Origin of the sequence: Streptomyces alboflavus, from assembly GCF_000716675.1 — a bacterium.
Taxonomy (GTDB): Bacteria; Actinomycetota; Actinomycetes; order Streptomycetales; family Streptomycetaceae; genus Streptomyces; species Streptomyces alboflavus.
Map to the genome: position 1 here is coordinate 1 of NZ_JNXT01000117.1, position 10,706 is coordinate 10,706.

At 70.8% G+C, this 10,706-nt stretch carries 9 protein-coding genes; 6 read left to right on the forward strand and 3 right to left on the reverse strand.

Annotated features, from left to right (window positions below; all coding sequences use genetic code 11):
- From OO63_RS40695 to OO63_RS40705, 3 genes are all read left to right on the forward strand, one after another.
- Nucleotides 1-728 (forward strand): SIS domain-containing protein (locus OO63_RS40695; RefSeq protein WP_282916687.1); only part of this gene is annotated, 728 nt, incomplete at its 5' end.
- A 165-nt stretch (nt 729-893) separates the two neighbouring features.
- Nucleotides 894-2,045 (forward strand): mannose-6-phosphate isomerase, class I, encoded by a 1,152-nt coding sequence (gene manA / locus OO63_RS40700; RefSeq protein ID WP_030363264.1) that lies wholly within the window; start codon nt 894-896, stop codon nt 2,043-2,045.
- 111 nt (nt 2,046-2,156) lie between these two features.
- Nucleotides 2,157-3,116 carry a cation diffusion facilitator family transporter gene (locus tag OO63_RS40705; RefSeq protein ID WP_030363263.1) on the forward strand — a complete coding sequence of 320 codons (960 nt, stop codon included), beginning with the start codon at nt 2,157-2,159 and terminating at the stop codon, nt 3,114-3,116.
- An 85-nt stretch (nt 3,117-3,201) separates the two neighbouring features.
- On the opposite strand, the gene OO63_RS40710 is transcribed toward OO63_RS40705, so the two are convergent.
- Complete coding sequence (locus OO63_RS40710) at nt 3,202-5,355, reverse strand: fructose-specific PTS transporter subunit EIIC (RefSeq protein WP_030363262.1); 2,154 nt, start codon at nt 5,353-5,355, stop codon at nt 3,202-3,204.
- 368 nt (nt 5,356-5,723) lie between these two features.
- On the opposite strand from OO63_RS40710, the gene ahcY reads away from it, so the two are divergent.
- Nucleotides 5,724-7,178 (forward strand): adenosylhomocysteinase, encoded by a 1,455-nt coding sequence (gene ahcY, locus OO63_RS40715; protein ID WP_030363261.1) that lies wholly within the window; start codon nt 5,724-5,726, stop codon nt 7,176-7,178.
- A gap of 183 nt (nt 7,179-7,361) precedes the next feature.
- Entirely contained in the window at nt 7,362-7,976 is a 615-nt protein-coding gene (locus tag OO63_RS40720; RefSeq protein ID WP_030363260.1) for a hypothetical protein, read from the forward strand.
- Nucleotides 7,977-8,094: 118 nt separating this feature from the next.
- Here the strand turns inward: OO63_RS40720 and OO63_RS40725 are convergent, their stop codons facing one another.
- Nucleotides 8,095-9,123: an RDD family protein gene (locus OO63_RS40725; RefSeq protein ID WP_199819561.1), complete on the reverse strand. Its 1,029-nt coding sequence runs from the start codon at nt 9,121-9,123 to the stop codon at nt 8,095-8,097.
- A gap of 111 nt (nt 9,124-9,234) precedes the next feature.
- On the opposite strand from OO63_RS40725, the gene OO63_RS40730 reads away from it, so the two are divergent.
- Nucleotides 9,235-10,242: a stage II sporulation protein M gene (locus OO63_RS40730; RefSeq protein ID WP_030363258.1), complete on the forward strand. Its 1,008-nt coding sequence runs from the start codon at nt 9,235-9,237 to the stop codon at nt 10,240-10,242.
- Nucleotides 10,243-10,389: 147 nt separating this feature from the next.
- Here OO63_RS40730 and OO63_RS44375 read toward each other — a convergent pair.
- Nucleotides 10,390-10,706, reverse strand: a 317-nt coding sequence (locus OO63_RS44375; protein ID WP_169786671.1) for a hypothetical protein, incomplete at its 5' end; no start/stop codon positions are given.

The window sequence follows — 10,706 nt, forward strand, 5'->3', positions numbered from 1 at the left end:
CCCCCGGAAGCCCCGCCACCCTCGGCCGCCCCGGCGCCGCCCACGGCGTACCGGAGGACCGCGGCCCGCTGACCTCCCCGCACCACGACCCGCCGGAGGCCCCCGCGGCCGCCCCCGGCACCCTCTGGGCCCTGCTCACCCCGCTGCTCGTCCTCCTGGACCGCACCGGCCTGATCGCCGCCCCCGTCGACACCCTGCAGAAGGTCGCCGACCGCCTGGACGACGTCGCCGAGCGCTGCGGCCCGGCCATCACGACGTACAGCAATCCCGCGAAGACCCTCGCCGTGGAGCTGTCCGAGTCGCTGCCGCTGATCTGGAGCGAGGGCCAGACCGCGGGCATGGCGGGCCGCCGCTTCGCCGCCGCCCTCGCCGAACTCGCGGGCCACGCCGCGCTCGCCGCCGAGCTGCCCGAGGCTCTGCCCGCGCACGCCGCGCTGCTCGCGGGCGGCGGCATCGCGGGCGGCGCCGACGGAGACGACTTCTTCCGCGACCGCGTCGAGGAACCGGCCGCGCTGCGCGCCCGCGTGGTCCTGCTCCGCGAGCGCCCCGCCGACGCCGGCGGCCTGACCGCGGCCCCCGCCGCCCGCGAGCTCGCCCACAGCCACGACACCCCGCTCAGCGAGCTGGAACCGGAGGACGGCAGCGACCTGGAACGCCTCGCCGAGCTGATCGCCATCACGGATTTCGCGGCCGTTTACCTGACGCTCGCCTCCGGGAGCCGATCATGACCGCACGCCGACCGCGCCGGGTGCCCCACGTGACCGCGCGCCGACCGCGACGCGTGTCCGACGTGACCGCACGCCGGCCAGCACCGCACGCCGACCACGGGTGACCGCCCCGGCCGGGGCGACCGCACCCGCGTACCCGCACCATCCGTAAGGGAGACCTCCCCCGTGGACCGCCTCACCAACACCGTCCGCCCCTACGCCTGGGGCTCCACCACCGCCATCGCGGAGCTGACGGGCGCCCAGCCGACCGGCGAGCCGCAGGCCGAGATGTGGATGGGCGCCCACCCCGGCGCACCCTCGCGCACCGAGCGCGGCCCGCTCAACGAGGTGATCGACGAAGACCCGGCGCGCGAGCTGGGCCCGCGCGCCGTCGCCAAGTTCGGCCCGCGCCTGCCCTTCCTCCTGAAGATCCTCGCCGCCGGCGCCCCCCTCTCCCTCCAGGTCCACCCGAACCTGGAAGAGGCCAAGGACGGGTACGACGACGAGGAGCGCCGCGGCGTCCCCGTCGACGCCCCGCACCGCAACTACAAGGACGCCAACCACAAGCCCGAACTGATCTGCGCGCTCACGCCTTTCGACGGGCTCTGCGGCTTCCGCGCGCCCGCCGAGGCCGCCGACCTGCTCGCGGGCCTCGGCGTCGACTCCCTCAAGCCGTACGTCGACCTGCTGCACGCCAAGCCCGAGGAGGCCGCGCTGCGCGAGGTCCTGACGGCCGTGCTCACCGCCGACCCCGACGACATGGCGCAGACCGTCACCGAGGCCGCGGCCGCCGCCGAGCGGATCGGCGGCGACTACGCCTCGTACGCCTCGATCGCCCGCCACTACCCCGGCGACCCCGGCGTCATCGCCGCCATGCTCCTCAACCACGTCCAACTCCAGCCCGGCGAGGCCATGTTCCTCGGCGCCGGAGTCCCGCACGCCTACCTCGACGGCCTGGGCGTGGAGATCATGGCCAACTCCGACAACGTGCTGCGCTGCGGCCTCACCCCCAAGCACGTCGACGTACCCGAACTCCTGCGCGTCGTCCGCTTCGAGGCCAGCGACCCCGGGGTGCTGCGCCCCGAGGCGTCGGCCGACGGCGAGGAGGTCTACGAGACGCCGATCGACGAGTTCCGGCTGTCCCGCTTCGTCCTGCCCGAGGGCGGCGCGACCCACGACCTCACCGCCGAGAACCCGCAGATCCTGCTCTGCACGGCGGGCACGGTCCACGCGGGCGACCTCGCCCTGGCACCCGGAGAGTCGGCGTTCGTCCCCGCGGGTGAAAAGGCCGAAGTGTCCGGGACCGGCACGGTTTTCCGCGCCACTGTGGTCGCCTGACCCGCCGCATGCCTCCGGTGCTGCAACAATGACCCACCGCAAAGGCCGGGCCGTGCAGCGCCCGGGCGTGGGCAACGCGTAGTGACGCAGGCGAAGGGACATCGGGCACACATGAGTGCGTCAGGCGGAACAAAGGCGATCGTGGCGGCACTCGCCGCCAATCTCGCGATCGCGGTGGCGAAGTTCGTGGCGTTCCTCTTCAGCGGCTCGTCCTCGATGCTCGCCGAGAGCGTCCACTCGCTCGCCGACTCCGGCAACCAGGGCCTGCTGCTCCTCGGCGGCAAGAAGGCCCAGCGCGAGGCGACCCCGCAACACCCCTTCGGCTACGGCCGCGAGCGCTACATCTACGCGTTCCTGGTCTCCATCGTGCTCTTCTCCGTCGGCGGCATGTTCGCCATCTACGAGGGCTACGAGAAGATCAAGCACCCGCACGAGATCGAGCACTGGTACTGGCCGGTGGGCGTCCTGGTCTTCGCGATCATCGCGGAGACCTTCTCCTTCCGTACGGCCATCAAGGAGTCCAACGCCCTGCGCGGCAAGCTCACCTGGACCCAGTTCGTGCGCCGCGCCAAGGCCCCCGAGCTGCCCGTCGTGCTCCTGGAGGACCTCGGCGCGCTCGTCGGCCTGATCCTCGCGCTCGGCGGCGTCGGCCTCGCCCTCGCCACCGGCGACGGCGTCTGGGACGGCATCGGCACCCTCTGCATCGGCGTCCTGCTCATCCTCATCGCGATCGTCCTCGCCGCCGAGACCAAGTCGCTGCTCCTCGGCGAGGCCGCGGGCACCGAAGAGGTCGCGAAGATCGAGCAGGCCCTGGTCGACGGCGACACCGTCACCGGCGTCATCCACATGCGCACGCTCCACCTCGGCCCCGAGGAACTCCTCGTCGCCGCCAAGATCGCCGTCCAGCACGACGACACGGCCCGCGAGGTGGCCGAGGCGATCAACGCCGCCGAGGACCGCATCCGCGCGGCCGTCCCGATCGCCCGCGTCATCTACCTGGAGCCGGACATCTACAACGCGGAGGCGGCGGCGACGGGCACGAACCCGGCGAAGTCGCCGGGCGGCCACTGAGGGGTCGCCGTTCTGCCCTGTGGGCAATCCGTGAAGGGCCCCGCACCAGTCCGGTGCGGGGCCCTTCCGCTGTGCGAGGGGCAGCTCACCGCACCTCGCGCAGCACCTCCAGAATCGCCGCCTCGTCCGGCGCCGCCACCAGCCGCTCCCGGAACGCGGTGTCCATCAACTTCCGCGAAAGCATCGCCAGAATCCGCAGATGCTCATCACCCGCGGCAGCCTCCGGCACGGCGATCATAAAGATCAACTTGGCCTTCGTACCGTCGAGCGACCCCCACTCGATCCCCTCGGCGGACCGCGCGAAGCCGACGACGGGGGCCGTCACCGCGTCCGTCTTGGCGTGCGGGATCGCGATCTCCTCACCGAGGCCGGTGGTGCCCTGCGCCTCGCGTCGCAGCGCGGTCTGCACCAGTTCCTCTACGTCACCGACCTTGCCGGTCCGCGCGAGGAGCCCCGCCATCTCCCGGATCGCGGCCTCCTTCTCGTCGGCCGCGAGCTGGACCTTGACGGTCTGCTCGGTCAGATACCCGGAGAGGACTTCGCCACCGGCCGCCGAAGGGGCCGCCGAGGGGGTGGGCGAAGGGGCAGGCGAGGCAGGGGACTTCTCGGGAGACCCGGCCCCCGAGGCCACGCCACCGCCCGCGACGGCAGCACCCGCACCGGCACCCGCACTGGCGCCGGCACCCGCACCTGCGCCGACCCCGACTCCGGCAAGCGCCGGCTCGGCCCCACCCGGCCCGCCAGCCCCGCCGACCAGCGGCTCACCACGCCGTCGCCGCTCACTGATGTCCACCAACGCCACAGTCGTCAGCGCCGTGACCACGGTGCCGATGGCCACAGCCACAAAGAACATCGGCACACCCCCAATGGCCCCGAGCACAGCCACAATCGGCCCACCGTGCGGCACCGCGTCCTTCACGTCCGCGAGCCCCGCGACCGCACCGGCCACCGCCCCGCCCAGCATGTTCGCCGGAATGACCTGCGCGGGCCGCGCCGCCGCGAACGGAATCGCACCCTCCGAGATCCCGAACATGCCCATGAACAAGGCCGCGAGCCCGGTCTCCCGCTCCTGTTCGCTGTAGAGCCGCTTGCGGATCAGCGTCGCGAGGCCCTGGCCGAGCGGCATCACCGGGATCGCCGCGGCACACATGCCCATGACGGTCTGGTTGCCGGTGGCGATGAGCCCCGCGCCGAACAGGAACGCCGTCTTGTTGACCGGCCCGCCCATGTCGAACGCGATCATCAGCCCCAGGATCGCGCCGAGCAGGATCGCGCTCGTCCCGGTCATCCCGCCGAGCCAGTCCGTCAGATGCTCGAACACCCACGAGATCGGCTTGCCGATGACGTAGATGAAGAAGAGCCCGAGCGCGCTCGTCGCCAGGATCGGGATCACGATGATCGGCATGATCGGCTGGACGAACTTCGGGACCTTGACCTTCTTGATCCACAGCACCAGATACCCGGCCAGGAACCCGGTCACGATCGCCCCGATGAACCCCGCCCCCGCCTTGGAGTCGTACAGCTCACCGGTGTTGGCGATCCACCCGCCGATCATGCCCGGCACAAGCGCGGGCCGGTCCCCGATCGCGTACGCGATGTACCCCGACAGGATCGGCACCATCAGCGTGAACCCGATGACCCCGATCTGGTTCACATGCATCCAGAACGAGTCGTCGGGGATGACCAGACCCCCCTTGGGGTCCGTGTGCCCGCCGAGCGACAGCGAGATCGCGATCAGCAGACCGCCGACCACGACGAACGGGATCATGTACGAGACGCCGTTCATCAGCGCCTTGTACGCGACGCTCCGCTCCCGCCCGCCGCCCGCGCCCCCGCCGCCGCCCGCCGACGCGGCCCCACCGGCGCCGCCCCCGCCGCCGTGCACGGGGGCACTCCGCACCTGCTCGATCAGGCGCTCCGGGTTGCTGATGCCCTCGGAGACCCCGACGGACAGCACCCGCTTGCCCGCGAACCGCGCCAGGTCCACATCCTTGTCGGCCGCGACGATGATGCCGTCGGCATCTCTGACATCGTTGTCAGTCAATACATTTTCGGCCCCGATGGAGCCCTGCGTCTCCACCTTCATCTCGATGCCCTGACGGTCGGCGGCCTGCTGGAGCTTCTCCGCCGCCATGTACGTGTGGGCGATGCCTGTCGGACACGCGGTCACCGCGAGCAGCTTCAGGCGTGGGTGCCCACTGGGGTCCCCGCCTGCCACGGGGTCGGCCGGACTGGTCACGTGGATCTCCTAACGCCTTGGCCAAAATCGATCGCGCGCACGCACCCGATCTCCAGGCATCCTGCAACATCCGCAGACCAGTTCAAAAGCGCAAAGGTCCCGGTTCGGCGGGGTCTCAGGACCTTTGTTCCGTCCTCGATTCGGCCACAGTCCGGCACGAGGCGGGCTGGGGCGCGCTGCGCCAATCGGTGTAGATTCGTGACAGTGCCAGACGTCGCTGCTGATGGCGGTCGGGCGGTCCGCTCCTGGACCGGCCGAGGGAGAGAGGGCCTCCGACGGACTGCGCTGCGTGCGGCGGTGCACCCCTGTGCCCCGACGCCGCAGGTCAGCCATGCCCACCCTCGACCAATCACGAGGAGCAGCTCAGAATGACTGCCGCCAACGGCCACGACTTCAAGGTCGCCGACATCTCCCTCGCCGACTACGGCCGCAAGGAGATCACCCTCGCCGAGCACGAGATGCCCGGCCTGATGGCGATCCGCAAGGAGTTCGCCGCCAGCCAGCCCCTCGCCGGCGCCCGCATCATGGGCTCCCTGCACATGACCGTGCAGACCGCCGTCCTCATCGAGACCCTGGTCGCCCTCGGCGCCGACGTCCGCTGGGTGTCCTGCAACATCTTCTCGACCCAGGACCACGCCGCCGCGGCCATCGCCGTCGGCCCGAACGGCACCCCGGACAACCCCCAGGGCATCCCGGTCTTCGCCTGGAAGGGCGAGACCCTGGAGGAGTACTGGTGGTGCACGGAGCAGGCCCTGACCTGGCCGAACACGCCCACCGGCGGCCCGAACATGATCCTGGACGACGGCGGCGACGCCACCCTCCTCGTCCACAAGGGCGTCGAGTACGAGAAGGCCGGCAAGGTCCCCGCGATCGAGACCGCCGAGTCCGACGAGCACCGTGTCATCCTCCAGACCCTGCACCGCACGCTCGCCGAGAACCCGCAGAAGTGGACCCAGCTCGCCTCGGAGATCCGCGGCGTCACCGAGGAGACCACGACCGGCGTCCACCGTCTGTACGAGATGCAGCGCGACGGTGAGCTCCTCTTCCCGGCGATCAACGTCAACGACGCCGTCACCAAGTCGAAGTTCGACAACAAGTACGGCTGCCGCCACTCCCTCATCGACGGCATCAACCGCGCCACCGACGTCCTCATCGGCGGCAAGACCGCGGTCGTCTGCGGCTACGGCGACGTGGGCAAGGGCTGCGCCGAGTCCCTGCGCGGCCAGGGCGCCCGCGTGATCATCACCGAGATCGACCCGATCTGCGCCCTGCAGGCCGCGATGGACGGCTACCAGGTCACGACGCTCGACGACGTCGTCGAGACGGCCGACATCTTCATCACCACGACCGGCAACAAGGACATCATCATGGCCTCGGACATGGCCAAGATGAAGCACCAGGCGATCGTGGGCAACATCGGCCACTTCGACAACGAGATCGACATGGCCGGCCTCGCGAAGCTCCCGGGCATCGTCAAGGACGAGGTCAAGCCGCAGGTCCACACCTGGACGCACCCCGACGGCAAGGTCCTCATCGTCCTGTCCGAGGGCCGCCTGCTGAACCTGGGCAACGCCACCGGCCACCCGTCCTTCGTGATGTCCAACTCGTTCGCGGACCAGACCCTGGCCCAGATCGAGCTGTTCACCAAGCCCGACGAGTACCCGACCGACGTCTACGTGCTCCCCAAGCACCTCGACGAGAAGGTCGCCCGCCTGCACCTGGACGCGCTCGGCGTGAAGCTCACGACGCTCCGCCCCGAGCAGGCCTCGTACATCGGCGTCCAGGTCGAGGGCCCGTACAAGCCGGACCACTACCGCTACTGATCCCGGCCCCGGCCGCCACCGCGACCGCCCCGCCACGGGACACCCCGACACGGGGCCCGGTCACATACGGCGGCCGCCCGGCAGTACGCCTCCAGCAGGCCCTCGCCCACCGGGGCGGGGGCCTGCCTCCGTGGCGGCGCCCGCCGGGGCGATCTGCCCCACGCCCGACAAGGACCACGCACCATGCCCCGCGGCCGATATTCGCTTCACGATCCGCACGATCACACCCCCCTCGGCGAAGAACACTTCCACTGCGCGCCCGGCCCTTCCGGCTGGCGCTACGTCGCCCAGCGCACCACCCCCTCGGGCGACCACGCGGGCTCCGTCGACCTGGCCATCGACGAACTCGGCCGCCCCATCCGACTCGAACTGCACGCTTCCGGCTGGCAGGTGCGCGCCGCCGCCCTGGACGGCGTCACCTGGGTCCGGACCGACGCCACCGGCGCACACGCCGACGAACGCAACGCCCCCGCTCACGCCATCACCGGCACATCCCCCGCCTTCCTCGTCGCCACCGCCCGGCTGCTGCGGCTCGCCCCCGCTTCCCCCGCGACCCGCGTCCGCCTGGTCGCCTTCACGGACCCGGTCCTCGCTCCCCGCACCCTCGACCAGTCCTGGGCCCTGCTGAAAAGCGAAGCACACGCCACTGACAACGGCCCGCTGACTGTGGACGAATACCAGGTCACAGCCCTGGACACGGGCGAACAGCACACCGTCCACCTCACCGGCGACGTCGTTCTCGCGGCCCCCGGCATCGAGCTGGAGAACCTGGAGACGCCGCCGTCGGTGTTCGGCTGAGGCGCGGCTATCCGGCCGAGTCTTGGCTATCCGGCCGAGGCCGAGGTGCGCGGCGGCGCGACCTCGGGCGGGCGTGGCCCTACGCCGGACGGGCTCTAGGCCGGACTCCGGTGCCGGTTCACGCGGGCGGCACGAAGCCGGTCGAGGGCCGGGAGGGTTCCTCGGATGCCGGGGGCGGAGTCGGTGCGGGCCCGGCGGCGGGCTGCGGCGGCTGTGCGGGCGCGGCGGCCGGGGGTCCGTACGACGCCGGAGGGGCGGGGGAGCGCGGGTCGGCGTACGCGGGAGGGGCCGGAGGGGAGAACGAGCCGGGCTGCTGCCCGGGCCCTGCCCAAGCCCCAGGCGCACCAACCGCACCCGGCACACCAGCCACAGGAGCCACAGGAGCCACCCCCACCCCTTGCTCCCCGAACGCCCGCCGGGCCTCCCGCGCCTGCCGCTCGTGCACGACGGCGGCGAGGAAGGCGGCCGGGGGCACGCCCTCCGGCGCCGGAGCCCCGGTCCGCGCCACCACATCGTTGGCGAGACGTTCCGCCATCGCCCAGCCGACCTGCGGATCCAACTGCCCCATCCGCGTCAGGTACTGGCGAACGGCCAGCCAAAGACCGTCCGGCACCGCGGACAGATCCAGCTCCGCGAACCGTCCCACGAGCCACGGCGGCGGCGCGGGCACGTACTCGGTACGCCCCGCCGGCACCCGCTCCCGTACGACGAGCGTCCCCGCGAACACGTCCCCGAGCCGCCGCCCGCGCTCCGACACCAGCGAGGCGATGCACGCGACGACCCCGAACGTCATGAGGATCTCCACGACCCCGACCGCCCCGCGCACCAGCGCGTGCCGGAACCGGATCGGCCCGCCGTCGTCCCGCACCACCCGCAGCCCGCACGCCAGCTTCCCGAGCGACCGCCCGTGGCTGAGGGTCTCCACGGCGATCGGCACACCCACGAGCACCAGCACGAACGTCGCCACCGCGATCGCCGCCACCGCCGCGTCGTCGAGCGACCCCGCCGCGGCCAGCAACCCCAAGGTCACGGCCAAGTACGCCGACCACGCCACGACCATGTCGATGAGCACCGCCAGCGCACGACTCGGCAACTTCGCGGGACGCAGTTCGAGCGCCACCGCCTCGCCCGTCACCAGCTCACTCACGCCTGCCGCCCTTCCCATCGCTGCCCCCGGAACCGCCAGTCTGCCAAGCTGACTATCGATCGCGCCGCACCACGAGAGCCGCAGTACGAGAAGCCGAGGAGCAGCCAACCGATGGACCTCGACGTCTTCGTGTCCGCACACCGGGCCGAATGGGACCGTCTGGACACCCTGCTGCGGCGCCAACGCCGACTCACCGGCCCCGAGGTCGACGAACTGGTTGTCCTCTACCAGCGCACGGCCACACACCTCTCGCTGATCCAGTCCAGCGCCCCGGACCCGCAGCTGACCGGCCGCCTCACCCAGCTGGTCGCACGCGCCCGCAGTGCCGTGACGGGCGCACGCCGCGCCTCCTGGAGAGACGCCACCCGCTTCCTGACGCACGGCTTCCCCGCTGCGGTCTACCGCAGCCGCCACTGGTGGGTACCCACAGCCCTGCTCTCCATAGCCCTGGCCGCCGTGATCGGCTGGTGGATCGGCACCCACCCCGAAGTCCAGTCCTCGATCGCGGCCCCCTCGGAACTGCGCGACCTCACACGCCCCGGAGGCGAGTACGAGACGTACTACTCCAGCCACCCGGCGGCGTCCTTCGCAGCCCAGGTGTGGACGAACAACGCCCAGGCAGCAGCGATGTGCCTGGTCCTGGGTGCGTTCCTCTGTCTCCCTGTCGTCTGGATCCTCTTCCAGAACATGCTCAACCTGGGTGTCGGCATCGGCCTGATGTCTTCGGCGGACCGCCTGGACACCTTCCTGGGCCTCGTCATCCCGCACGGCCTCCTGGAGCTGACCGCGGTCTTCGTAGCCGCCGGTACCGGTCTCCGCCTGGGCTGGACCCTCATCGCCCCGGGCCCACGAACCCGCCGCACCGCCATGGCCGAGGAGGGGCGCGCGGCCCTGGGCATGGCCATCGGCTTGGCCCTGGTCCTCCTGATCTCCGGCGCCATCGAAGGCTTCGTCACCCCCTCCGGCCTCCCCACCTGGGCCCGCATCGGCATCGGCATCGCCGCCGAGGCGGCATTCCTCGTGTACGTCTACGTCCTCGGCGGGCGAGCCGCGCGCGAAGGCGAAACGGGCGATGTGGAAGAGCACGAGCGCAGCGCCACGGTGCCCACTGCCGCGTGATGTGCGCACGTCGCCTCTGAGCTGCTAGTCTCCTCTTCGCCCCGGAAAAGTCATTGACATGGCAGGCCCGGGGAGGTAGATTCGAACAGTTGCCTAGAGCTGGACAGCTCGCAGCGCGGCAGTTAAAATCTGCCTGCTTCTTGAATCTCATTTCATCGAGAAGCCACCCCGATGAATCGGAAAGCCGAGCCGGTCAGACCGGCTGAAAACTTCTGATAAAGTCGGATCCGCCGGAAAGGAAAACGCGAAAGCGAAGACCTGGAAAGCGCCGAGGAAATCGGATCGGAACGGGAAGCCGGAAAGATCTGATAGAGTCGGAAACGCAAGAACAAAAGAAACACCGAAGGGAAGCGCCCGGAGGAAATCCCCAGAGAATGTTCTGTGGGTGAGTACAAAGGAAGCGTCCGTTCCTTGAGAACTCAACAGCGTGCCAAAAGTCAACGCCAGATATGTTGATACCCCGA